Source organism: Mobilicoccus sp. (genome assembly GCF_032060985.1).
Taxonomy (GTDB): Bacteria; Actinomycetota; Actinomycetes; order Actinomycetales; family Dermatophilaceae; genus Mobilicoccus.
Genome location: NZ_DAMBGD010000017.1, coordinates 81,390 through 105,852 on the forward strand (window position 1 = coordinate 81,390; position 24,463 = coordinate 105,852).

Consider the following 24,463-nt stretch of genomic DNA (forward strand, 5'->3'; position numbering starts at 1 on the left):
CCGCCGGCAGTCGGCACACTCGCGGTGTGATGACGGAATCCCCCGCTCAGCTCCACCCTCCCGGTCCCCCGGACGCCCCCTGGTGGCGTGATGCCGTGATCTACCAGGTGTATCCGCGCTCCTGGGCCGATGCCGACGGCGACGGAGTCGGTGATCTGCCCGGCGTCACGGCGCATCTGGAGCACCTCGTCGACCTCGGCGTCGACGCGTTGTGGCTCTCGCCGTTCTACCGGTCCCCGATGGTCGACGCCGGGTACGACGTCACCGACCACCGGGACGTGGACCCGCTCTTCGGCACGATCGACGATGCGGACGCGCTCATCGCCCGGGCTCACGACCTGCATCTCAAGGTCGTCGTCGACCTCGTCCCGAACCACACGAGTCGCGAACACCCGTGGTTCCGTGCCGCCCTCGAAGCCCGCCCCGGATCCCCCGAGCGGGCGCGCTACCTCTTCCGCGACGGGCGCGGACCCTTCGGTGCCCAGCCGCCGAACAACTGGCGGTCGGTGTTCTGGAGTCCGGCCTGGACGAAGGCGAGGTCGGCCGTCTTCGACGACGACGGCAACGGGGCGACCCGGCTCCTGCACAAGGCACAGTGGTACCTCGACCTCTTCGACTCCGGACAGCCCGACCTCGACTGGACGAACCCCGAGGTCCGCGCCGAGTTCGACGCGATCCTGCGGTTCTGGCTCGACCGCGGAGTCGACGGATTCCGCGTCGACGTGGCCCACGGCCTCGTCAAACGGGAGGGCCTTCCCGACTGGGACGACACGACACGGATGGCCGGCGTGAGCGATCGGCCCACGTGTGAGTCGCCGATGTGGGACCAGGACGGTGTCCACGAGATCTACCGCGGCTGGCGCGCCACCCTGGAGGAGTACGGGAGGGCACGTCCCGACGGCACCCCCGACCCCGACTCCGAGCGCATCCTCGTCGCCGAGGCGTGGGTCGAGCCCATCGAGCGGGTCGCCCTCTACGTGCGTCCCGACGAGATGCACCAGGCCTTCAACTTCCATTACCTCAACGCCGCGTGGCGCGCCCCGGACCTCAAGGCGGCCGTCGGGGAGTCGCTGCGCGGCAACGACCTCGTGGGCGCGCCGACGACGTGGGTCCTGTCCAACCACGACGTGGTGCGACACGCCTCCCGGCTCGGGCTTCCCGTCGACGTGCCGTGCCCGTCGGGGATCGGCGCCGACGACCCGCAGCCCGACGCCGAGCTCGGCCTGAGCAGGGCCCGCGCGGCGACGACCCTCATGCTCGCCCTGCCCGGCTCGGCGTACCTCTACCAGGGTGAGGAGCTCGGACTGCCCGACCACACGGGCTTGCCCGACGACGTGCGCCAGGACCCCGCGTTCCACCGTTCCGGGGGTAGGGAGCTCGGACGCGACGGCTGCCGCATCCCCATGCCCTGGAAGGGCGAGGCCCCGGCGGCCGGGTTCAACACGACCGGTGAGACCTGGCTGCCCCAGCCGGCGTGCTACGCAGAGCTCGCCGTCGACCGGCAGCGCGGGGTCGAGGGGTCGACCCTCGAGTTGTACCGCACGCTGCTGCGGGTGCGCCGGGACCGCGGCCTGGGGCGCGCCGGCGTGGCCGAGGTGGCCGACACGCCACCGGACGTCGTCGCCTACGACCTGCAGGGCATCGAGGGCGGCGGCGGTGAGGGACCTCGCACGCGGGTCGTCCTCAACCTCGGCGAGGATCCGATCCGCCTCCCCGAAGGGGAGCTGCTCGTGACGAGCGGACCCCTCGACGCGGGCCGGCTGCCCGTCGACACCGCCGCCTGGGTCGCCCTCCCCTGACAAGGCCCCAGGTGTGCTCGTCGGGGCCGGGGTCAGCGGGTGAGGACGTACCCGGCCGGGGTGGTGAGGCGTGCCCAGCGCCCATGGATGTGCAGGGGGACCTCGGGAGCGGCGAACCCGAGGCCGTGGATCGCGAGGGCCGCCCCGGCGGGGAGGGACGTCCCCGGGATGTTCCTGCGCCACACGGCGTCCCGCACCCGCGCGGCGCCGTCGGCGGCCGCGACCTCGGCGATCCCCGCTCTCGCGACGGCGACGAGCTCGGCACCGGGGAGCACCCCGAGCGGCTCCCAGCCGCCGCGAGGTGCCGACATCCCCGACCACGGCTCCACGACGACGACGCCCGGGACGGTGAGGCGCGTGTGCCCCTCGGACGTGTCGGGAGTGGTCGTCGCGTCGGGTCCCTCGGCGTCAGGTCCCTCGGCGTCGTGGCGCCGGTCGACGGCCTCCTCGCGAGGGCCCGGGGACAGTGCGGTGAGAACCGTGTCGAGCCCCACGGTGCGATCGCAGGCCGCGTCGTCGGCGAGGGCGAAGACCCTCATCCCGAGCACCGTGCCCTCCCCCATGAGGCCGCTGCCGGCGAGCGCGCACACCGTGACGGCGAGGATCCGTCCCGAGGCCTGCAGGCGCACGGCGGTGGCGCCGAGGCGTCGCGCCCTCCCGAGGAACGTCGCGAGGTCGGCCGCGTCGCGGTCGTCGACGAGCTCGAGATGCCCGGGGGTCCCGATCACCGGGCGGCCCGACGGCGGCGGTGCAGCGGGGCCGGGTCGCCGTGGTGACGCTCGAGCACGGCCCGTTCGTCGGCGTCGAGCCGGCGGCTGTGCCCCGCGCGGGTGTCGAACCGGACGAGGGTCGTCTCGGCGAGGACGTACCGGGTGTCCCCCGCACCCTCGGGGTCACGGAGCTCGCACGCCATCGTGAAGCTCGCGGCGCCGATGTGGCTGCACCACACCCGGGCGGCGATGGGCGTGGTGCGGTAGGTGAGCTGGGCGAGGTAGTCGACCTCCTGGTTGCTCACGAGGAGACCGGACTCGAGGAGCCCCCCGTGGCCGTACCACTCGTCGAGGGCGAAGATGCGTGCCTGCTCCAGCAGCGTGACGTACGTCGCGTTGTTGACGTGGCCGTAGGCGTCCATGTCCGACCACCGCAGGGGGATCTCGACGACGATGCCGGGCGCGGTGCCCGTGTCGGTCGTGTCGGAGGGGGATGCGGTGGTGGTGTGCTCGCCTGAGGTCATGGGGGCGATCCTGCCAAACGGCGTTGCCGCTACCCTCACGGGTGTGAACGTCACCCTGCCCCCCGAGGACTTCGACCCCTTCCACGACCTCCTCGACATCCTGGATCTCGATGCGGCGCCCGGAGAGTCCGGGGTGTTCGAAGGCCGGAGCCAACCCCAGCCGCACGGCCGGGTGTTCGGTGGGCAGGTGGTCGCGCAGTGTCTCGTGGCCGCCGGACGCACGGTCGCCGCGCTCGAGGGCGCGCCCCGGTTGCTCCACTCGTTGCACGGTTACTTCCTGCGGCCCGGAGACCCGGACTCCTCGATCCGGTACGAGGTCGAGGAGCTGCGCGACGGGTCGTCGTTCTCGGCGCGTCGGGTGCACGCCGTGCAGCACGGCCGGCCGATCCTCTCGATGATCTCCTCCTTCCAGACGCATGACGAGGGCCTCGAACACCAGGCGATGATGCCCGCGGTGCCCGACCCCGAGACCCTGCACTCGGACGACGACGAGCTCTCGACCCTCGGCAACCCGGTGAGCGAGTACATGTCGCGCACCCGGCCCATCGACATCCGTCACTGCCAGGGGCACCTCTACGGGCGTCCCCGGCGGGTGACCGCCTCCGAGCAGAGCGTGTGGTTCCGCGCCAAGGGCGACATGCCCGACGACCCGCTGCTGCACTCCGCCGTCCTCGCCTACGCCTCGGACTACAACCTCCTCGAAGGGGCCCTGCGGCGTCACGGCATCGCCTGGGGCGACCGGCGCATCCGGGCTGCGAGCCTCGATCACTCGATGTGGTTCCACCGGCCCTTCCGCGCCGACGAGTGGCTCCTCTACACCCAGGCCTCCCCCTCCGCCCAGGGCGGGCGCGCCCTCGGCATGGGGCACGTGTTCCGCGAGGACGGTGTCCTCGTCGCCACCGTCGCCCAGGAGGGCATGCTGCGCCTCAAGCAGTCCTGATCGTCAGTCGTCGCCGCCGCACAGGCGGCGGCGCGAGGTGAACGTGCGTCGCCGACCGCTGAGCGGGTCCACGAAGGAGAGTTCGCGGGCGAGGAGCGCCAAGGGCTCCTCGCCCGAATCCTCATGGTCGTGATCCTGGCGACCGGGATCGTCGCGGTCGGGATCGTGGCGGGCGGGATGATCGACACGGTCCACGGTGCCGTAGAGCGGATCGCCGAGGATGGGAGTGCCGAGAGCCGCGAGGTGGACGCGGAGCTGGTGGGTCCGGCCGGTGTGCGGACGCAGTCGCAGGTGCGCGACACCGCCCTGGGCGGCGAGGACCTCGAGGTGGGTCTCGGCGTTGGGCTCCCCCGGCACCTCCCGGGAGCGACGGCTGCCGCGCTCCTTGACGATCCGTGACCGCACGACCCCCGGCAACGTGTCCGCGGGACGGGCGTCGGTGCGCACGAGCGCCTCGTAGGTCTTCTCCACCCGGCGGTGGGCGAACAGGTCCTGGTACGCCGCCCGCACCTCCCGACGGCGGGTGAGGAGCAGGACCCCACTCGTCAGGCGGTCCAGCCGGTGGGCCGGTGCGGCCTCGAGCTCCCCGGCCGCCCACAACCGTCCGACGACGGTCTCCCGCACATGGCTCCCCCGGGGCATCGTCGCGAGGAACGGTGGCTTGTCGACGACGAGCAGATCCGCGTCCCGATGGAGGGTGAGGAGTTCGCCCGGCACCGGGTCCTCGTGCGGCCACGCCCGGTAGGTCCACACCGACCCCCCGCGACGACGGCCCTCCTCGTACGTCGTGGCCTCGGTGACGATCGTGCCGTCGGCGAGCACGATCTCGCCCGCCGCCAGGCGTCGGTCGACCTCCACGACCGCTCCCGTGATCTCACGCATCGCCTCGATCACCGTCGGCCACGGCCCTCCCACCGGGAGCCCCAGACGCGCGACGCCCGCCCCCTCCCGTGGTGGGAGCGGGGGCGGGCGTCGTCGACGTCGAGCCATGAGGACCGATGTGCCGCGGGGCCGTCGTGTCGTGCCGCGCACAGCACCCCATCGGCGCGCGGGCGTCAGTCGCGGGTGAGCTTGCGGTGGGTGACGCGGTGGGGGCGGGCGGCCTCCTCGCCGAGGCGCTCGACCTTGTTCTTCTCGTAGCCGTCGAAGTTGCCCTCGTACCAGTACCAGGCGGCGGGGTTCTCGTCGGTGCCCTCGTAGGCGAGGATGTGCGTCGCGACGCGGTCGAGGAACCACCGGTCGTGGCTGATGACCACGGCGCAGCCCGGGAAGTCGAGGAGTGCGTTCTCGAGGCTGCCCAGGGTCTCGACGTCGAGGTCGTTGGTCGGCTCGTCGAGGAGCAGCAGGTTGCCGCCCTGCTTGAGGGTGAGCGCGAGGTTGAGGCGGTTGCGTTCACCGCCGGAGAGGACCCCGGCCTTCTTCTGCTGGTCCGGGCCCTTGAACCCGAACTGGCTCACGTAGGCGCGGCTCGGGATCTCGACGTTGCCGACCTGGATGTGGTCGAGACCGTCGGAGACGACCTCCCACAGGGTCTTGTTCGCCTCGAGGCCCTCGCGGGACTGGTCGACGTAGCTGATCTTCACCGTGTCGCCGACCTTGACCGTGCCGGAGTCGGGCTCCTCGAGGCCGACGATCGTCTTGAAGAGCGTCGTCTTGCCGACGCCGTTGGGCCCGATGACCCCGACGATGCCGTTGCGCGGCAGAGTGAAGCTCAGGCCGTCGATGAGGACGCGGTCGCCGAAGCCCTTGGTGAGGTTCTCGACCTCGATGACGGTGGAGCCCAGCCGCGGGCCCGGCGGGATCTGGATCTCCTCGAAGTCGAGCTTGCGGGTGCGCTCGGCCTCGGCCGCCATCTCCTCGTACCGGGCGAGACGCGCCTTGCTCTTGGCCTGACGGCCCTTGGCGTTGCTGCGCACCCACTCGAGTTCGTCCTTGAGCCGCTTCTGCAGCTTGGCGTCCTTCTTGCCCTGCACCTGCAGGCGCTCGGCCTTCTTCTCCAGGTAGGTGGAGTAGTTGCCCTCGTACGGGTAGAGGCGGCCGCGGTCGACCTCGGCGATCCACTGCGCGACGTTGTCGAGGAAGTACCGGTCGTGGGTGACGGCGAGGACGGTGCCCGGGTAGTTCGCGAGGAACTGCTCGAGCCAGTTGACGCTCTCGGCGTCGAGGTGGTTGGTGGGCTCGTCGAGGAGCAGCAGGTCGGGCTTGGAGAGCAGGAGCTTGCACAGCGCCACGCGGCGACGCTCACCACCGGAGAGGACGGAGACGTCGGCGTCCGGCGGCGGGCACTGCAGGGCGTCCATCGCCTGCTCGAGCTGGGAGTCCAGATCCCACGCGTCGGCGTGGTCGATCTCCTCCTGAAGCGTGCCCATCTCGGCCATGAGCGCGTCGAAGTCGGCGTCGGGCTCGGCCATCTCGGCGGAGATCTGGTTGTACCGGTCGACCTTCGCCTTGATCTCGCCGACCCCCTCTTCGACGTTGCCGAGGACGGTCTTGTCCTCGTTGAGCGGAGGCTCCTGGAGGAGGATCCCGACCGTGTAGCCGGGTGAGAGCCGCGCCTCGCCGTTGCTCGGCTGGTCGAGCCCCGCCATGATCTTGAGGATCGTCGACTTGCCGGCGCCGTTGGGGCCGACGACGCCGATCTTGGCGCCCGGGTAGAACGACATCGACACGTCGTCGAGGATCAGCTTGTCGCCGACCGCCTTGCGCGCCTTGGTCATGGTGTAGATGAACTCGGCCATGTCCCGAAGGCTATCCGTGTTGCGGCCACGCTCCGAATCGCCCCGGAGCGCGGCCGCCACCGCCGGTGTTCAGATGCTCGTGACCACGTAGTCGTCGGTGTCGGCCCGGGAGGGATCGACGCCGCTTCCCCCTCCCGCCGCGCCCGTCTGGGCGCTCCCCACGGCCGTCCCCGGTGAGCCCCAGCCGCCGGATGCCGCTCCCGCCTGGCCGTTCCCCCCGGTGGGACCCGGTGAGCCCCACCCGCCGGAGGATCCCTCGGCGTTGGTCGCCGCCGCGGGCGGGCCCGAGCGCGAATGGTCACCGCCATTGGACCGGCTGAACGCGGCGACGCCCCGGGAGAGGTCGTGCCCCACGGAGAAGGCCCGGACCTCGACGTTGGTGCCCTTGCGGCCGTCGGGCTGGTCCCACTGGGAGACCTGCAGCTCGCCGTGGACGATCACGGGGTCCCCCTTGTGCACCGACTTCGCGAGGTGCGTGGCGAGCTGCCGGAAGGCGACCACGGTGACGAAGTTCGTCGTGCCGTCCACATAGGTGCGCTGCTCGGGATCCCACCGCCACGGTGTCGACGCCACCCGGACGAGGGTCATCGGCTCGCCCTTGGCCGTCGTCTTGGTCCTGGGCTCCTCGGTCGTGTTGCCGCGGATCGTCACGTGGGTCTCGTTCATCTCGTGCTCCTGGATGAGGCCGGACGTCGGCGGACGCCGACCCCTCCACCGTCACCGTCGGCGAGACACCGCGCCGGGAGCCGTCCCGATCCTGTGGACGATCCCGGCCGCGGTTCGAGGGTGTGGACGACGGGACGACGACGCCGGCGCGGGCCCCCTCGCGCGGGGAGCACGCTCAGGTCCGCGTGGCGAGCACCCGATCGAGGTTCTCCCGCGTCTGGCGATGGCGGGTGAGGAGCTCGTGCTGCGGCGCGAGCAGCCGGTTCTTCGCCACCCCCGCGATCGCGTCGTCGAGCCGCTTCTCGATCGTGCGCCGGCGCCGACGCGCCCCCAGCCCGACAAGCGGGAGGCAGAGGATCGAGAGCAGGAACCCGCCCAGCAGCCCCCCGAGGAGCATTCCGGTGGGCACCGGAACACCGGAGTAGGTCGGGGTCTGCGGGAGCGGGAGCTGCGCCGCGGCCATGGCCCACAGGAACAGGAGCCACAGCAGGCCGCCGACCGCGCAGAGCACGAAGATCCACTGCAGTGCGCCGATGAGGTACCACCACGACGGTGTGCGACCCCGCAGCGGAGTGCCGACGATCGCTTGGTCGAGAGCGTCGGCGAGGTCGTTCTCATCGGGACCGGCCGCGGCCTCGACGGCGTCGGCCCACAGCGGCGGGAGCCCCTGGGAGGCCTTCGTCGCCGTTCGTCGCATGAGCGTGGCGACGGCGGCCCGCGCGGCCGGGGTGGCCTCGGGCAGGGAGGAACGGGCGAGGACCGCCCCGATCTCCGCATCGGCGGTGCTCTGAGCCTTGCCTCGCTTCCTGCCCCCCTTGGCGAGGACGGTCTGATCCAGGTGGAAGCGGCGCATCGGATCAGGCCGCAGAGCCCGGAGCCGTCGTGTGATCGGCCAGCCCGTGTGCCGGGAGGCGCGGGCCCGGTAGTCACGTTCGACGCTGGCGAGGACAACGGGCACCCCGGCGGTGCGGGCGAGCCCGGCCACGAGCGCGGGATCGGGTTCGGCCTCGACGGTGGCCTCGGTGTCGGCGACGTCCTCTCGCAGCGAGGCGGCCTCGGCGTAGAGGTCTCCGAGGAGCCGGACGCGCGCGGCGGTGGCGGCATGGACCGCGGTCGAGAGCGCGCTGCGGAGGGCGTCCATGCCCTCACCCGTGCGGGCGGAGACGAGCAGGACCTCGACGTTCGGCAGCCCGTCCTCGACGAGGAGGTGGTGCAGGTGCCGGCGGCAGGCCTGCGCCTCCTCGGCGTCGAGCCGGTCGGCCTGGTTGAGGACGACGAGCGTGACCGCCTCGTGTGCGCGTCGCTTGCGCAGGTAGTCCTCGTGGAGGACGCCGTCGGCGTACTTCTGCGGATCCGTGACCCACACGAACACGTCGGCGAGTTCGAGGACTCGGTCGGCCTCGGCGCGATGGGCGAGGCGGTGGGAATCGACGTCGGGCAGATCGAGCAGGACGAGACCGTCGAGGTCCTCCCCCACCCCGCTGCGCTCGGCGCGTTCACGGCTGACGCGATGCCGGTTGGCCGACCCCACCCAGTCCAGGAGCGGCGTCGCGGGGTCCTCGCCCCACACGGCCGACGTGATCGTCGTCGAGGTGGGCCGCAGCATCCCGACGGTGGAGGCGGCCGAGCCGACGAGCCGGTTGAACAGGCTCGACTTGCCGCTGCCGGTGGCGCCTGCGAGCGCGACGATCGTGTGGCCGCCGACGAGCTCGAGTCGTTCGGAGGACTTGCGCAGCACCTTGCGCGCCGACGCCGTCTTGGCGGCCGGCAGGTACTCGCCGCCGGCGTCGAGCGCACCGATGAGGCCGCCGACCGCGTCCTTCAGCTGCTCGGGGCTGGGAGCGGCAGGGCGGCGCGTGCGCCTGCTGAGCGGGTTGCGGACCCGGGTGAGTCCCTTCTCGCTCATCGGGCCACCGCCACGGCCGCCGCGGCGTCGAGCAGACGCCGGGGTTGGGCGGAATCAACGTCGATCTCGTCGATGGCCGCCGTGAGGCGGGCCTTCTGCTCGGCATGCAGGGCGGTGACGCGGTCGAGGAGTCGGGCGCGCGCCTTGGCGGCCAGGGTGCGGACGGCCTGGTCGCCGAAGATCGCCTCGAGCAGGCGCTGCGCGACGACGGCCGAGCCGCCCGCGATGCCGACCTCCGCGCCGCCGAGCGTCCCCATCGTGTGGCTGAAGACGACGAGCATGAGCACGACACCGACGGCGTTGACGCCCATCGACAGCACCCTCGCGGTCGTCCGGCGGTCCTGCCCCTCGCTGCGGACGAGGTCGAGCAGGTCGTTCTGCCAGTCCCGCACGAGGCGGTGGACGTCGTCGTCGAATCCGACCGGCGGAGAAGTGAGTTCGGGGTGCGCCGAGATGACGGCCGCGGTGCCCGGGATGCTGCGCCAGCGCTTGAGCACCGTGGTCGTCGCCTCCTCGGAGTTGGCGAGGATGAGGTCGGCGACGCCGGACTGCAGGGCCTCGCCGAGTTCGGCCGCCGGCGCCGGCCGGCCCTTGAGCATCGCGGTGACGCGGTCGCGCAGGCGTCCGAAGCCGACCTCGACCTGCCGCAGGAACTCGCCGGTGCCGACGAACTCCTGCCACCGGGCGAGGACCTCGCCCCGCAACAGGGTGCCGTCGCTCATTCCCTGCGCGATGCCCTCGAGGGCCTCGGCGTAGGCGACGTCGACGACGGCGCGCATCTGTTCGACCGTCTGCACCTGGGTCGAACTGGCCTCGGCGAGCATTCGGACACGTCCCCCGAGGGAGTCCAGGGCGCCGTCGAGCGTGCGCCGGACGACGAGTCCACGGGCGCGCTGGTCCTCCCCGAGGCGCGAGAGCCAGGCCCGCAGGTCGGCGACGTCGTCCTCGGGGAGCATCCCGTCGGGGGTGAGCGTGGTCTCCCCGAGCGCGAACACCGGCGAGTTGGTGAGACCTTCGTCGACGAGCATGCCCCCGAGGTGCTCGGCGATCTCGTCGCTCGCACCGTCGGGCACGCGGTCGAGGACGATCGCGACCGACGTCCCACGTTCCACGGCGCGGCGGAGCATCTCCCACGGCACGGCGTCGGCGTAGCGCGCGGCCGTGGTGACGAAGACCCACAGGTCGGCCGCGCCGAGGAGCTGACGGGCGAGGTCGCGGTTGCTCGCGACGACGGAGTCGATGTCGGGGGCGTCGAGCAGCGCGATGCCGGCGGGGAGCCCGTCCGCGGCCGCGAGGCGCAGCGCAGCGGGGTCGTCGTTGTCGACCGCACCACTCAGGCGGGTGAGGTTGGGCAGGACGCGTGGGGTGGTGAACCAGCCGGCGTCGTCGGGGTGGTGGACGAGGACGCAGGCGCGGGTCGTGGGGCGCAGCACCCCACTGCGCGTGACCACGCGACGGGCGAGCGTGTTGACGAGGGTCGACTTGCCCGCCCCGGTCGATCCGCCGACGACCGCGAGCAGGGGCGCGTCGATGTCGGCGAGGCGCGGGAGGATGTAGTCGTCGAACTGGTCGAGCATCTCCCCCCGCCCGCGACGGGCCGCCTCGGCGTCGGCGGTCTGTAGCGGCAGGTGGGAGGCGGCGACCTCGTCGCGCAGACCCGTCACCGCCGAGTAGAGGACGGCGACCTCGTCCACCGCGTCGGCGTCCACGATCTCGGCCTCGACGATCTCGCCCTGGACGGCGTCGTCGTGGACGAGCTGGGTGCGCGTCGCGTCGAGGGCGGTGCTGCCGCCGGAGGACGAGACTCCCACCCGGTCGGCGGGGTCGGCGTCGCGTCCGCCGGTGCTCGGCGCGGCCCGGTCGACCCCGGGGCCGTCGTGCTGCGGGGACGTCGCGTCGTGCGTGTAGTCGTCGGTCACCGTCCGCCCTTTCTCTGTGGCTCCACCACGGTACCGGCGCGGGGACCGACCTCGCCCCTCGACGGGCGGGCCGGGAGGGCGGTGACCGGCATGGATGCGCTCCCGCCGGAGGTGTCCAGGCGGCCCGGACCCGTCACCCGGCGGGTGCGGAGCGGGCGGGTGCGGGCGCAGACCTGCGGGCGCCGGCGTGGGCGTGGGACGACACCGTCGGTCCGCCACGCCGAGACCACATCGAGACCTCCCGGCGCGGAACGCTCACGTCGAGGCCGGCGGATCCGATCGGAAGGCATCAGGACGGCCCGCACGCAGGGCACCGCCAGGACGGCATCCGGACCACTCAAGGACCACCATGAGCACCCTCACCAGCCACCGGCCCACCGACGCAGCGCGCATCGAGGAGCGCTCCGGTCCCGGTGCGCATCCGATCGGCACGGGCGACCTCGTCATCGACGCCGCGGCTCGACAGGGACACGCCGTCGTCGGCATCCTGCGCCGCACCGATCCCCAGGCCTGGCTCTTCGCCGAGCGCGCGCGCTACCTGCGCACCGGCTCCTGCGACGCCTACGCCGAGCAACTCCTCCGCAGCGCGGGCTTCCTCAAGGGCTGACCCCGCCCACGCCTCGCGCCGCGCCGAACGCGCGACCCGCTCGCCGCCACTGCGGCACCGACGCAGGTGACCGGCCTCGGTCGACCGGTCACCCGGTACGGGCAGGGGCCGCGAGGCACCGCCAACACGGGGATGCCGCCGGCGCTCCGCGGATGCACCTCCGGCAGGCGGTGTGCGCCCAGAGACGGCGGTGTCTCGTCGACTCGACGGTGCGCCGACAGCTCTAGCGCGTGGTCCACGCGTCCTGAGGCCTCACGTCTCACGCAGGACGCACATCGGTCACCTTCGCGGTGAGCTTCGCCTTCGAGGACTTGGTCTGCCCGCTGCCCGGCTCGTAGTTCATCCTGCCCTCAGGGGTCAAGGTCGCCGAGTCGATCTGCTCATCCTCCAGGCCCTCGACGGTGTAGGTGATGCGGATCGGCATGGTGGGCATGGACGACACCGTGGGCTTGATCTCGTAGCTGACGTTGCACCCGGCGGAGCCGAAGCACTTCTTCTCCGTCACGAACACCTCGAGCTGGATGTCGTCGGGGGTCAGGTTCGGTACGGCCTCGGTGGCCGCGGCCGCGGTCGTGGGCGTGGGCGTCGGGGAAGCGGTGCGGGCGGCGCCACCGAGGGCCGCCTGCAAGGCCGCCGGGTCCTTCGTGTTGATGAGCCAGTTCTCCCCGAGCAGGAAGTTCGAACCGAACTCCGTGAGGAAGGTCGCCTTCCGCTCGAGATCGTTGGGATCGTCGAAGAGCATGAACACGTCCGCATCGCTGCAGGTGCCCGACTCCTTGGCGCCGTCGACCACGTTGTCCTGCTCTCAGTTGGGGCAGGGGTGCCCGGCCGCGACGGCGGCGTCCTTGAGTGCGGCCACGCTCTCGTAGCGGGTCGGGCTCGTCGTCGGGGTCGCCTGTGACGGCGCGTCGGTCTGCCCTCCGCACCCGCTGAGCAGGGATGCGATCGTGCCGGCCTCGAGGAACGCCACGACGGTACGGTGATTCATGTCGGCTCCCTCGTGGTCGGCCACGCCACCGGCCTGTGACCGCAGGTGCCGGGGCCCCTGCCTGAGGCGTGGATGATCGCTCGTCCAGGTTCGAACCCGAGGGACCAAGGTCCTGGCGCGGGAGCCGGATGCATCTCGCGGCCACCCCACCTCACGCAGCACCCGCGCCACCGCCTCCTGATCACGTGCGCACCGCATCGTCGCCGCACAGATCCTGTGGGCGGCCACCGCACCTGACTCCCCCTGCCGCTGGACCACGAGCGGCCCCTGCCTCACCTCGAGGCGGGGGGCGCTTTCGTCGTGACCGCCGTGTCCATCCCGTGTCCACCAGCATCCGGGGCCGGGGCACACGTGCAGGTCGGATCCATCTCGTGTCCACGTCCACCACACGTTTGGGCGCGATGACGCGCGATCCACGTGGGGCCCTCCGCGCCCGTGATGGGCGCCTGACCTGCGTAGATGCTGCCAACGGATTGCGCCCCCGGCAGGACTCGAACCTGCGACCTAGAGATTAGAAGGCTCTTGCTCTATCCAGCTGAGCTACGGGGGCAACGCGTCTCGCAGTCTAACCGGGGACGGAGGAACGGCCGGTGACGTCACGGTGGACGGCCCAAGAGCGCCGTTCACCGCAACGGTCGAGCATCACAGCGACCTTTCGCTTGCGTCAGGGCGCGGCGGGTGCACCATGAAGCATCCGGTGGACCTCCACCCAGCCGCTTCAGAGCTCACCCGGCCGTGGCAGAACTCTCGGCCGAGTTCCGTTGGGCGGGGCCGTCTCCGGCCGATACGAAGGGGTATCGGACTCAGCACCGAGGAGCACTGCGATGACCACCACCGACCGCACAGCAGGCGAGGGCCTGGGTCTCACGCGCGACGCATCCGCCACGCTCTGGGGCGCCACGGACCGCTACTCGGGCCCGTACAACCCGTGGCTCGAGCCCACCCACTACATCGGCACGTTGATGATGTCGTTCGCCTCGGTGGGGGTGGGCCTCCAGCGGGACTGGCTGCGGGTCCAGCGCGACCTCGGGCGCCTCTACGGCCAGCCGTTGCCGGTACAGCAGTTCTCCAGCTGGCTCGGGCGGATCGCCGACGCGAACGTCTCGCTCATGGACCAGCTCACCCGCGAGTACACGAAGCCGGAGTTCGGCCTCGACACGACGCGCATCGACGGCAAGGAGGTCGCCGTCACCGAGCGCATCGTCGAGGCGCGGCCGTTCTGCAACCTCATCCACTTCGACCGGGACACCGACCGCAAGGACCCGATCGTCCTGCTCATCGCCCCTCAGTCGGGCCACTACGCGACCCTGCTCCGACCCACCGTGGAACGCCTCCTCCCCGAGGCCGAGGTCTACATCACCGACTGGATCAGCGCCCGCGAGGTCGCCCCCGAGGAGGGCACGTTCGACCTCGACACGTACGCCGACGACGTCCGTCACTTCGTCACCATGCTCGGGCCGAGGACGAACGTCCTCGCGATCTGTCAGTCCACGGTGCCCTCGGTCATGGCGATCTCCCGCCTCGCCGAGGACGACCCCGCGACGCAGCCGGCGACGCTCACGGTCATGGCCGGTCCGCTCGACCCCGCGGCGGCGCCCACCGACGTCACCGAGCTCGCCGACCGCATGCATCTGCCGACCTATCTGCAGACCTTCATCGCCCGCGCCCCCAACGGTCGCCGGGTCTACCCGGGCTACGTGCAGCTCATGTCGTTCATCGCCATGAACCCGCAGAACCACTTCTCCTCCCACCGCGACCTGTACCGCTACCAGGTCGCCGACGACACCCACCCCGAGATCGAGCGCATCGAGCGCTTCTACCGGGAGTACTTCGCCGTCGCCGACCTCACCGCCGAGTTCTACGCCGACACCGTCAAGCGGGTGTTCATCGAGAAGCAGCTCGCCGCGGGCACGATGGAGTACGGCGGTCGGCTGGTGCGACCCGAGGCGATCACGTGCCCGATCATCGGCATCGAGGGCTCGAACGACGACATCTCGGCGCCCGGCCAGACCCGTGACTTCCTCGCGAAGTTCACCGGCTCGGACGACGTGTCGTTCTACGAGCAGGAGGGCGCCGGACACTACGGCGTCTTCGCCGGCGGTCACTGGCGTGGCGACATCGCACCGCGGGTCCTCGGCAAGATCCACGCCTACGCCACCGAGAACTACAGCCCGCCGCAGTACCCGCACATCCCCATCGCGCCGTACGAGGGCTGAGACAGGCATCTCACCGGCTGACGCCCTGCCGTTCGCGAGAGATCACGTGGGTCCGTCCACCGGACGGACCCACGTGATTCGTGTCACCCCCACCCTCGGCCACTAGGGTTGTGGACGTGAACGAGCCGCGTCGAGTTGCCGAGGTGCACGTGTACTCCGCGCGACCCACCTTCGCGCCGGAGTCCGTTCATCTCCTCGACGACGACGAACGGACCTCCCTCGCCACGCTGCGCCGCCCGCGCGATCACGCCCGGTACGTCAGCGCACACGCCCTGCTCCGCTACGCCCTCGCGCAGCACACCGGCATCCCCGAGAGCGCGCAACGCTTCCACCGGAGGTGCGTCCTGTGCCGCGGCCCGCACGGCAAGCCCCGGCTCCTCCCGCCGGGGGTCGAACCCGGTGAGGACGGCACGTTGGCCGCGGACCCGGGCACACCCCACGTCAACCTCTCCCACACCGACGGGCGCATCGTGCTCGCCCTCTCCCCCCACCACGCGGTCGGCGTCGATGTCGAACGCTGGGACGCGACGAGTTTCGCCGGGTTCGCCAGCGTCGCCCTGACCTCCGAGGAGGCCCGGGAGCTGCTCGAGTTCGACGTGTCCGAGCGTGAGGTCGCGCGCGCGGTGTGGTGGTGCCGCAAGGAGGCCGTCCTCAAGGCCACCGGGCACGGACTACGCGTCGATGCTCGTCACCTGCGCGTCTCGGCGCCCGACCGCCCGGCCGCCCTGCTGGACTGGACCGACGACGACATCCCCCGCCCCACCGTCTCGATGGCCGATCTGCCCGTGCGCGGACGCTACGCCGCCGCCGTCGCCGTCGCCGGCGACGTGGAACTCCGGGTCCACCTGCACGAGGTCGACACCCCCGACGCCGTCTCGGTGCAGGCGGTGCCGGGCGGGCGCAACCACGACTGACCCAGGCGACGCCGCGACACCCGAGCCGGTCTCGGGCCGGGCCGGGAGCGAGGGGGGCCCTCCTCAGGACCGGCGTCGTCGCGGAGCGGGCGGCGTCGGCGGCAGGTCGGGCAGGTCCTCCTCGTCGATCCACGGTGACAGGACGTCCTCGAGGCCCGGCTGGGCCGCGGCGAGGTGGGCGCGGAAGTCGTCGGTCGTGACCACGGTGTCGAGGTGCCGAGCCACCCATGAGCGGACGATCGCGTCGAACGCCTCGGGGCCCACGGCGCAGGAGACGGCGTGCAGGGCGAGGGCACCGCGCTTGTAGACGCGGTCGTCGAACATCCGCTCCGCTCCGGGGTCGGCGACGCGGATGTCCTGGGGCTCGTCCCGCAGGGCGGCGTGGTGGCGTTCCGCCGTGGCGCGCAGCCGACGCGAGCCGAGGTGGTCCCACCACACCCACTCCGAGTAGCAGGCGAAGCCCTCGTTGAGCCAGATGTCGCGCCACCGCGCGAGCCCGACCGCGTTGCCGAACCACTGGTGGGCGAGTTCGTGCGCGACGAGACGTTCGCTGTGCCGACGGCCGTCGACGTGGTTGGCGCCGAAGATCGACACGGTCTGGGCCTCGAGCGGGATCTCGAGCGAGTCGTCGGTGACGACGACGTCGTAGCGCGAGAACGGGTAGGGACCGAATCGGTCGACGAACAACCGCATCATCTCGGTCTGCCGGCCGAAGTCGTGGGCCGCGCGGCGACGCAGCCGGTCGGGGACGTAGATCCGCTGCGGCACGTCACCGCGGGCGAGACCCTCGGGCTCGACCGCGCCGTACCGCCCCACCTGGATCGTCGCGAGGTACGGCGCCGTGGGGGTGGGGTTGTCGAAGACGGTGGTCGTGCGGCTCGAGGAGCGTCGCTGCGACACGAGCTCACCGTTGGCGACGACGGTGTAGGCCGACTCCGTCGTCACCGAGATGCGGTAGGTGGCGCGGGAGGAGGGCCGGTCGTTGCAGGGGAACCACGTGGGCGCGCCGTCGGGTTGGGCCGCGACGAGGGCGCCGTCGGTGAGCTCCTCGAACCCGACCTCACCCCACGGACCCGTCCGGGGACCTGGCCGGCCACCGTAGGAGACGACCACCTGCAACCGACGCCGCGCCCCGGTCTCGCCGGGCAGCGGGACGATGAGCTTGGCGCCGCGCGTGCGCCACCGGCGCACGGACTCCCCGTCGACGCGCACGTCCGAGACGGTGAGCCCGTCGAGGTCGAAGTCGAGCTGCTTGGCCGCCTCGCGCAGGACGACGGTGATGCGCGCCGTGGCGACGAGACGGTTCGTCCGCACCGTGTAGTCGAGATCGAGGTCGTAGTGGGTGACGTCGTAGACGTCGCTGCCCTGATCGGAGACGTAGTCCGCCGGCCCTGGGGTGAGGGCGGCGGCGAGACGGTCGAGGGGGCCGGGCAGGGACAGGTCAGGCATGGTCGTCACTGTCCCACGGCGCGATGGGGTTGCCGACCCACCGGGTCCCGTCCGGGACGTCCTCCCCCCTCAGGACGAGAGACGCGGGCCCGACCGAGGCACCGGTGCCGATCTGCGCCGCCGGGAGGACGACGCTGTTCGGCCCCAGGGTGGCACCGACACCGAGGGTCACGGTGTCGAGGCTCATCACCCGGTCATGGAAGAGATGGGTCTGGACGACGCAGCCGCGCCCGACGCTCGCGCCGTCGGCGAGGCGCACGAGGTCGGCCTCGGGGAGCCAGTACGTCTCGCACCACACGCCTCGACCGATGCGAGCGCCGAGGCTGCGCAACCAGACGGTGATCGTCGGGGACCCGGTGGCGGCCCAGGCGAACCACGGGCCCGCGAGCATCTCGACGAACGTGTCGGAGAGTTCGTTGAGCCACACGAACGCGCTCCACAGCGGGTGCTCGGACACCGCGATCCGTCGGATGATGAGCCATTTGGCCAGGCTCGTGACGACGGCGGCGATCGCGCCCGCGCCCAGGACGACGACACCCCCGAGCAGGAGAGCGGCGGGCAGGCCGAACGCGGCGAGCGCGACGAAGGCGTAGGCGACGAGCACCCCGAGCGCGACGCTGCAGACCACCGGCACGAGGCGGCAGACCTCGACGAGCCCGCGGTAGACACGCAGGATCGGCGTGGGCGAGTACGTGCGTTCGTCGACGCTCTCGGTGGCGATGCGCCGGAGCTTCACCGGTGGGCTGCCGAGCCACGAGGTGCCCGACTTCGACTTGTGCGGGGCGGCCGACAGGACGGCGACGAGCCCGTCCTTGGGGACCTTGCGACCGGCCGCGGCCATCCCGGAGTTGCCGAGGAAGGCGCGCTTGCCGACGCGGGCACGACCGACACGCATCCAGCCACCGCGCAGGTCGTAGGACGCGACGAGGGTGTCGTCGGCGAGGAACGCGCCGTCGCCGATCTTCGTCATGCACGGCAGGAGGAGCACCGTCGAGGCCTCGACCCCGCGCCCCACGTCGGCGCCGAGCGCGCGGAGCCACCCCGGCGTGAGCTGGCTCGCGTAGATCGGGAAGAGCAGCGTGCGCGCCATGTCGAGGGTGCGTTCGGTGATCCAGATCTGCCACCCCACGCGGCTGCGCACCGCGTGATGCCCTTCACGGACGCCGATCGCGCACAGCCGCACGACGACGAGGACGACGAGGGCGAACCCGAGCATCCCGACGATGGTCGCGAGCGGGGTGAGGGCGAGGGTGGCGGGGAGGGCGCTGCCGAGGACGTCGACGTCCCGCGACGGACGCAGGAGCAGCCACAGCGCCGGGAGGAACCCGATGATCGGCAGGAAGGACAGGAGGATCCCGGTGACGGCGTAGACCGCGACCCACCACCGCGCACGGACGGGCCGGTGGTCGGGCCACTCCCCCACGACCTTGCGCGCGGAGGACGGGGACGCGGGTGAGCCGGCCCACACCTGGCCGGCGGGCACGAGACCGTGGACGGCCGATCCGGCCGAGACGACCGCCCCCTTGCCCACCGACGCACCGGGCAGCAGGATGCTGCGCGCGCCGATCGAGGCGTGGGAGGCGACCCGGACATGGCCGACGTGGAACTCCTCGCCCTCGACCCAGTGCCCGGAGAGGTCGACCTCGGGCTCGATCGCGGCCCCGCCGCCGAGGGTGAGCATGCCCGTCACCGGGGGGACCGCATGCATGTCGACGCCGCGACCCACGCTGGCGCCGAGCCACCGGGCGTAGTTGAGCATCCAGGGGGCGCTCATCATCGAGGTCGCGCCGATGCTCTCGGCGAACTTCTCACACCCCCAGACGGACAGGTGCACCCGACCGGCGCGCGGGTAGGTGCCGGGCCGCAGCCCGCGCAGGCACACGCGGCTCACGAGTACCGAGAGACCGATCTGCCCGACCGGAGTCCATCCCACGAGCAGGCCGACCGTGAGGAACGCCCACGACGTGCGCGGCATCGCGCCCCAGCCGAGGCCGTGGAGAACGGTGGCGAGGGTGAGCACGACGACGAGCCACCGCGCGGCGCGGACCGTCGCGCAGACCACGTCGATTCCGAGCTGGGTGACCTGGGCGCCGATCGGCACCGGGGAGGGCACCGGCCGCGGGTCGGACACGGCCGCCTGCGACGCCGGAGCGTCGTGCCGGCTGTCGAGCATCGCGGCCTGGGCGCCGAGCCGGGGGTGGTCGTAGAGGTCGGCGACCGTGACCCGGGGCGAACGTGCCCGCAGCAGCGACACCAGCCGGGCGGCGGCGAGACTCGTGCCCCCGAGGGTGAAGAAGTCGTCGTCGGCGCCGGGGTCGACACCGAGCACGGCCTGCCACTGCTGCGCCAGCCACGCCGCCGTACCCTCGAGGCCGTCGCTGCCGCCCCCGACCGGGCCCTCGCCGGGCAGCGGCCAGGGCAGGGCGTCCCGGTCGACCTTGCCCGAGGTGCGTGTCGGCATGTCGTCGACGACGGCGAGCCGCGGCACCATCGCCGCGGGGAGACGGTCCTCGAGTCGGGTGCGGGCGTCGGCGAGGTCGGCGTCGCTGTAGCCGTCGCCGCTCTCGGGCAGGAGGTAACCGACGAGCACGCTGACGCCCGGGGAGGTCTCGCGCACGGCGACCGCCGCCATCGCGACCCCGGGCAGGCTCTGGAGCGCGGCGTCGATCTCACCGAGTTCGATGCGCCGGCCGCCGACCTTGACCTGGTCGTCGGCGCGCCCGGCGAACACGAGCCCGTCGTCGTCGCGGACGACGAGGTCGCCGCTGCGGTAGGCGCGGTCCCACCCGAGCATCGGGGCGTAGGTGGCGGCGTCCTTCTCGGGGTCGAGGTAGCGCGCGAGGCCGACACCCCCGATGACGAGTTCGCCGGTCTGCCCGTCCTCGACCTCGTGACCGTCCGCGTCGACGACGGCGAGGTCCCACCCGTCGAGCGGCAGGCCGATGCGGACGGGCTCCTCCCCCGTCATCCGGGCGGCGCACGCGACGACCGTGGCCTCGGTGGGACCGTAGGTGTTCCACACCTCGCGTTCGGGCGAGACGAGCCGGGCGGAGAGGTCGGCGGGCAGCCCCTCGCCGCCGAAGATGAGCAGACGGACCCCGGCGAGGCACTCCTGCGGCCACAGCGAGGCGAGGGTCGGCACGGTGGACACGACGGTGACGCCGCGCCGTTCGAGCCACGGGGCGAGGTCGACCCCCGAGCGCACGAGCGAGCGGGGCGCGGGCACGAGCGCGGCGCCGTGACGCCAGGCGAGCCACATCTCCTCGCACGAGGCGTCGAAGGCGACCGACAGACCGGCGAGGACGCGGTCGCCGGGTCCGAGTGGGGCCTCCTGGAGGAACAGGCGGGCCTCGGCGTCGACGAACGCCGCGGCGCTGCGGTGGGTGACGGCGACGCCCTTGGGGGTGCCCGTGGATCCCGACGTGAAGATGATCCAGGCATCGTCGGTGAGCGCGGGCTCCCAGCGATCGGGCTCGAACTCGACGTCCTCGCCGCCGTCGCCCGGCACCTCGCCGCGCGGAGCCACGCCCGCGTCGGTGAGGACGGCCGCGACCCCGGCCTCGCCGAAGACGAGGGTGGCACGTTCCTCCGGATCGTCGGCGTCGACGGGCACGTAGGCGGCGCCCGCCCGCAGGATGCCGACGATCGAGACGTGGAGGGCGGCGCCCCCCGTCGTCATGCGGATCCCGACCCGGTCGCCCGTGCGCACCCCGGCCCGGCGCAACGAGAACGCGACCTCGCCGGCGGACTCCCACAGCTGTCGGTAGGTGAGCACCCCGTCGTCGGTGTCGATCGCCGGTTGCTCGGGATGCTGCGCGACGACCTCCCGCAACACGTCGACGAGCGTCCTCGGCGGGGGTGCGAGCGAGCTGCGCCTCAGGGGAGGGTTCTCCACGTCGGACGGCAGGGAGGAGGGCATTCAGCACCCTTTCGAGCAGTAGCGCTCCGGCTGTGGGGGAATCTCGACGATGGTAGCGGCGCGGATGTCAGCGGCGCGGCAGGGCGGTCCCGGTGAACTCCTGGCGTGCGCGGAGCAACGAGTCGACGAGCACACGCTCCTCCTGTGCGACGCCCGGCCCGGCACGGCCCCGGTCGTGACGGGCGCGGAGGAAGGCCAGCTCGACGGCGTCGTCCTGGAAGTCGCGCATGGCGCGCCTGCCCCGGCGACCGCCGACCTCTCCCGCCCAGCGCCGCCCGGCGCGGCGGCCCTTGGGCGTGGCGAGCATGGCCACCTCGTCGCGACCGAACAGTCCGGCCTGGGCGTAGCCGACGAGGTAGCGGGCGACGAGGGCGTTCTCCCGGTAGCGAAGCCACACGGCGAAGACGAGAGCACCCAGGAACACCGGCATCTGGATGAAGAGGTACGAGCCCACCCAACCGGCCAGTCCCAGTGATGCGGCGCCGTTCCAGAATCCGTGGAGCACCATCGCGAAGACCCAGCCCGCGACGGGGGCGAGGAAGCGCAGCGGGGTGCGTCCGACGACCGCGAGGCCGATCCCGACGCCGATCCAGATCGTGAACAGGGGGTGGGCGAACGGGGAGAACACCGCCCGCAGCACGAACGTGACCGCGAGCGCCTCCGGACCACCCTCGACGATGGCCCGGCCCAGATAGAGGATGTTCTCACCGAAGGCGAACCCCGCCGCGATGATGCCGGCGTACACGATCCCGTCGAGGACGCCGTCGAACTCCCGGCGGCGGAGCGCGAGGATGACGAGGATCCCGAGGCCCTTGGTCGTCTCCTCGATGAGGGGGGCACCCACGACGGGCGCGACCACCTGGGGGTCGAAGCCCAGCGCCCAGACGAGCCCGGCGAAGAGCTCGTTGAGCAGCAACGAGAGAGCCGTCGCGATGCAGCTGCCCCAGAGGAACGCGAGGACCAGTGACGTGATCGGCTCGGCCTCCTGGCGATCGAGCCACAGGAACGCGGGCACGACGACCGTGAGCGGGATGAGCGCGACGATGGTCGCCCGCAGGGCGGCCTGGACGCCGACGGTGGCGCCGATGGCCCAGGCGAGCAGGGCCGCCCCGAGCAGCGCAAGGAGCAGGACGATGCCGACGGCGAACCAGCGCCGCAGCGCGGGGCGGTGGGTCGCGTTCGACGGACCCGCCGCCGGGACGTAACCGCTCGGCGGCACGTGGCGCCACGGCGGGGGTGGTGGCGTGGTCATCGCAGTCATCGGATCTCCTGTCGGCGTCGCTCGCGAAGACTATGGGACCACGCCGACACCCGCCGGTGCCGTCGGGCATGCACGCACGTGCGGCCTAGAGTGGCGGGCGTGTCAAAGACCACTGATTCCTCCCAGGACCGCATCATCTGGATCGACTGCGAGATGACCGGACTCGACCTCGAGCACGACGCGCTCATCGAGGTCGCCGCCCTCGTCACCGATTACGAGCTCACCCCGCTCGGCGAGGGCATCGACGTCGTCGTCCGACCGCCCGCGGAGGCGCTGGCGCAGATGGGCGACTTCGTCCGCGCCATGCACACGGACAGTGGCCTGCTGCCGCTGCTCGAGGACGGGGTCACGATGGAGGAGGCGGAGGCCACCGTGCTCGCCTACGTGCGCGAGCACGCGCCGGCGGCCGGGAAGTCGCCCCTCGGTGGCAACTCGGTCGGCACGGACCGTTCCTTCCTCGCCCGCGACATGCCGGAGCTCGCGGGCTACCTGCACCACCGGAACATCGACGTCTCGTCGATCAAGGAACTTGCGCGTCGCTGGTACCCAAGGGCCTTCCACCACTCGCCCCGCAAGAACGGTGGCCACCGCGCGCTCGCCGACATCAAGGACTCGCTCGTCGAACTCCGCTACTACCGCGACGCGGTCTTCGTCCCCCAACCCGGCCCCGACTCGGCCACGGCGAAGGAGCTCGGCGCCCGGCACGAGGAGCTGCGCACGAAGATGTGACCGCCGCGCCGGGCCGGACCGGACCCGCCCGACGGCAGCCCCCGGAGGCGATGGTCACGAGCACTCCGGAAAGCAGGTACGATGGTCGCCGCGCCGCTCGCCGGGAGTCCAGACCGGATCCCCGTCCTCGATCGCGCACCATGGTGGGTGTAGCTCAGCTGGTAGAGCACCTGGTTGTGGTCCAGGTGGCCGCGGGTTCAAGTCCCGTCACTCACCCCAAACGGGTCAGGTGTGAACTTGCGACCAAGGGTCCGCCCTTGGTCGCGGTTCCCACCTGGCCCATTTTCTTCGCTTCGGCGGCCCAGCTCAGGGCGTCGGCATGGAGGCCAGGGATGCTCAGCCCGTCGTACGGGTTCCGGTAGCCGACGCGCACGTCGTTGTCCTCGTCGATGTAGATCGCCTTGAACAGCGCCTGATTGATGAGCCGCCGGTTCGCGTCGTCGGCGTGCTCGTAGATGTCGGCGGCGTTGGACAACAGCTTCAGGGAGTCGTCGAGGTTCTCTCGCGCAGCGGCGTAGTGGCCGTGGTGCGCGGTGATCCGGTGCTCGATGGTCTCCAACGACGCGGTGATCCGGTCCTGCTCCCTCTTGAGGAGGTCGAGCGGGATCGCCCCGGCGTAGTGGGCTTGGAGCAGCTTCTGCTGCTCGCCTTCGAGCTGGGTTCTCCGGGACGCGAGGTCGGCGAGCTCGGCGGCTCCTTCGGCCATCATCTCGTCGAACCTGGCATGAATCATCCCCGAGACCGCCTCGATCGTTTCTGGGTCGATCTGCACCTTGACGTAGAAGCGCTCGACGAGTCGTTCGACCTGCTCGATCAGCATCGCCTGCCGGGTGCAGGTACCTCTGCCACCGTGACGGCTGGCGCAGACGAAGTACGGGTAGATCGTGCCCTGACTGCTCTTCGCGTTGCACACCAGCAACCGCGACCCGCACTGCCCGCAGAACACCGTCCCCTTCAAGTAGTGCTCATGGACTTGCGTCGCATCCGCAGCCGAGCGGTGCGTGCCGAGCACGGTCGGGACTGCTGCACGATCGGGTGACAGGTTGGGTCACGCAGCCTGAGTGGCTGGCGTGGTCATGATTGCTTCGTATTCGACGGGGGTCAATCGTCCGAGGGCGGACTGGGGGCTTGACCCCTGATCTTGGACACGCTGAATCCAGCATCGTGCTGGGGAAGCG

At 71.8% G+C, this 24,463-nt stretch carries 19 protein-coding genes and 2 tRNA genes; 7 read left to right on the plus strand and 14 right to left on the minus strand.

Annotated elements, in window-relative coordinates; all coding sequences use genetic code 11:
* The first annotated feature begins 29 nt into the window (after nt 1–29).
* Complete coding sequence (locus tag RT054_RS13070; RefSeq protein WP_313024322.1) at nt 30–1,799, plus strand: glycoside hydrolase family 13 protein; 1,770 nt, start codon at nt 30–32, stop codon at nt 1,797–1,799.
* Nucleotides 1,800–1,831: 32 nt separating this feature from the next.
* Here the strand turns inward: RT054_RS13070 and RT054_RS13075 are convergent, their stop codons facing one another.
* Nucleotides 1,832–2,527: a hypothetical protein gene (locus tag RT054_RS13075; protein WP_313024272.1), complete on the minus strand. Its 696-nt coding sequence runs from the start codon at nt 2,525–2,527 to the stop codon at nt 1,832–1,834.
* Nucleotides 2,524–3,033: an acyl-CoA thioesterase gene (locus RT054_RS13080; RefSeq protein WP_312719055.1), complete on the minus strand. Its 510-nt coding sequence runs from the start codon at nt 3,031–3,033 to the stop codon at nt 2,524–2,526. Before RT054_RS13080 ends, RT054_RS13075 begins: the two co-directional genes overlap by 4 nt.
* Here RT054_RS13080 and RT054_RS13085 point away from each other — a divergent pair.
* Nucleotides 3,032–3,973, plus strand: a complete 942-nt coding sequence (locus tag RT054_RS13085) for an acyl-CoA thioesterase (protein WP_396837301.1) — start codon at nt 3,032–3,034, stop codon at nt 3,971–3,973. The two genes, RT054_RS13080 and RT054_RS13085, sit on opposite strands and share 2 nt — an antisense overlap.
* A gap of 3 nt (nt 3,974–3,976) precedes the next feature.
* On the opposite strand, the gene RT054_RS13090 is transcribed toward RT054_RS13085, so the two are convergent.
* The 5 genes from RT054_RS13090 to RT054_RS13110 all read right to left on the minus strand — a co-directional run bounded on the left by RT054_RS13090 (nt 3,977) and on the right by RT054_RS13110 (nt 10,992).
* Entirely contained in the window at nt 3,977–4,855 is an 879-nt protein-coding gene (locus RT054_RS13090; RefSeq protein WP_312719059.1) for a pseudouridine synthase, read from the minus strand.
* A 173-nt stretch (nt 4,856–5,028) separates the two neighbouring features.
* The gene (ettA, locus tag RT054_RS13095; RefSeq protein WP_312719060.1) at nt 5,029–6,711 is read right to left on the minus strand and encodes an energy-dependent translational throttle protein EttA; all 1,683 of its coding nucleotides are present in this window, start codon (nt 6,709–6,711) and stop codon (nt 5,029–5,031) included.
* A gap of 69 nt (nt 6,712–6,780) precedes the next feature.
* Nucleotides 6,781–7,377, minus strand: a complete 597-nt coding sequence (locus tag RT054_RS13100) for a single-stranded DNA-binding protein (RefSeq protein ID WP_312719061.1) — start codon at nt 7,375–7,377, stop codon at nt 6,781–6,783.
* A 175-nt stretch (nt 7,378–7,552) separates the two neighbouring features.
* The gene (locus RT054_RS13105) at nt 7,553–9,283 is read right to left on the minus strand and encodes a GTPase (protein WP_313024279.1); all 1,731 of its coding nucleotides are present in this window, start codon (nt 9,281–9,283) and stop codon (nt 7,553–7,555) included.
* Nucleotides 9,280–10,992: an ABC transporter gene (locus tag RT054_RS13110; RefSeq protein WP_396837302.1), complete on the minus strand. Its 1,713-nt coding sequence runs from the start codon at nt 10,990–10,992 to the stop codon at nt 9,280–9,282. The genes RT054_RS13105 and RT054_RS13110 overlap by 4 nt, the downstream gene beginning before the upstream one ends.
* 559 nt (nt 10,993–11,551) lie before the next feature.
* On the opposite strand from RT054_RS13110, the gene RT054_RS13115 reads away from it, so the two are divergent.
* Entirely contained in the window at nt 11,552–11,809 is a 258-nt protein-coding gene (locus RT054_RS13115; RefSeq protein ID WP_313024285.1) for a hypothetical protein, read from the plus strand.
* Between the two features lie 259 nt (nt 11,810–12,068).
* Here RT054_RS13115 and RT054_RS13120 read toward each other — a convergent pair whose 3' ends face one another.
* The 3 genes from RT054_RS13120 to RT054_RS13130 all read right to left on the minus strand — a co-directional run bounded on the left by RT054_RS13120 (nt 12,069) and on the right by RT054_RS13130 (nt 13,347).
* On the minus strand, nt 12,069–12,602 hold the full coding sequence (locus RT054_RS13120; RefSeq protein WP_313024288.1) for a hypothetical protein: 534 nt from the start codon (nt 12,600–12,602) through the stop codon (nt 12,069–12,071).
* 12 nt (nt 12,603–12,614) lie between these two features.
* On the minus strand, nt 12,615–12,797 hold the full coding sequence (locus RT054_RS13125; protein ID WP_313024290.1) for a hypothetical protein: 183 nt from the start codon (nt 12,795–12,797) through the stop codon (nt 12,615–12,617).
* A 476-nt stretch (nt 12,798–13,273) separates the two neighbouring features.
* Nucleotides 13,274–13,347 (minus strand) — tRNA-Arg (locus tag RT054_RS13130).
* Nucleotides 13,348–13,621: 274 nt separating this feature from the next.
* On the opposite strand from RT054_RS13130, the gene phaZ reads away from it, so the two are divergent.
* Together phaZ and RT054_RS13140 are read left to right on the plus strand one after the other, a co-directional pair.
* Entirely contained in the window at nt 13,622–15,013 is a 1,392-nt protein-coding gene (gene phaZ / locus RT054_RS13135; RefSeq protein WP_313024292.1) for a polyhydroxyalkanoate depolymerase, read from the plus strand.
* A gap of 116 nt (nt 15,014–15,129) precedes the next feature.
* Nucleotides 15,130–15,927: a 4'-phosphopantetheinyl transferase superfamily protein gene (locus RT054_RS13140; RefSeq protein WP_313024295.1), complete on the plus strand. Its 798-nt coding sequence runs from the start codon at nt 15,130–15,132 to the stop codon at nt 15,925–15,927.
* 63 nt (nt 15,928–15,990) lie between these two features.
* On the opposite strand, the gene RT054_RS13145 is transcribed toward RT054_RS13140, so the two are convergent.
* From RT054_RS13145 to RT054_RS13155, 3 genes are all read right to left on the minus strand, one after another.
* The gene (locus tag RT054_RS13145) at nt 15,991–17,376 is read right to left on the minus strand and encodes a M1 family metallopeptidase (protein WP_313024299.1); all 1,386 of its coding nucleotides are present in this window, start codon (nt 17,374–17,376) and stop codon (nt 15,991–15,993) included.
* Nucleotides 17,369–21,295, minus strand: coding sequence for a Pls/PosA family non-ribosomal peptide synthetase (locus RT054_RS13150; RefSeq protein WP_313024302.1), 3,927 nt, complete (start codon nt 21,293–21,295; stop codon nt 17,369–17,371). The genes RT054_RS13145 and RT054_RS13150 overlap by 8 nt, the downstream gene beginning before the upstream one ends.
* A 67-nt stretch (nt 21,296–21,362) precedes the next feature.
* Nucleotides 21,363–22,556, minus strand: coding sequence for a PrsW family intramembrane metalloprotease (locus RT054_RS13155; RefSeq protein ID WP_312719073.1), 1,194 nt, complete (start codon nt 22,554–22,556; stop codon nt 21,363–21,365).
* A gap of 99 nt (nt 22,557–22,655) precedes the next feature.
* Here RT054_RS13155 and orn point away from each other — a divergent pair, with 99 nt between their 5' ends.
* Entirely contained in the window at nt 22,656–23,285 is a 630-nt protein-coding gene (orn, locus tag RT054_RS13160) for an oligoribonuclease (RefSeq protein ID WP_312719074.1), read from the plus strand.
* Between the two features lie 143 nt (nt 23,286–23,428).
* Nucleotides 23,429–23,504, plus strand: a tRNA-His gene (locus RT054_RS13165).
* Here the strand turns inward: RT054_RS13165 and RT054_RS13170 are convergent.
* Entirely contained in the window at nt 23,497–24,297 is an 801-nt protein-coding gene (locus RT054_RS13170) for a zinc ribbon domain-containing protein (RefSeq protein WP_313024307.1), read from the minus strand. The genes RT054_RS13165 and RT054_RS13170 overlap by 8 nt on opposite strands.
* Between the last annotated feature and the right edge of the window lie 166 nt (nt 24,298–24,463).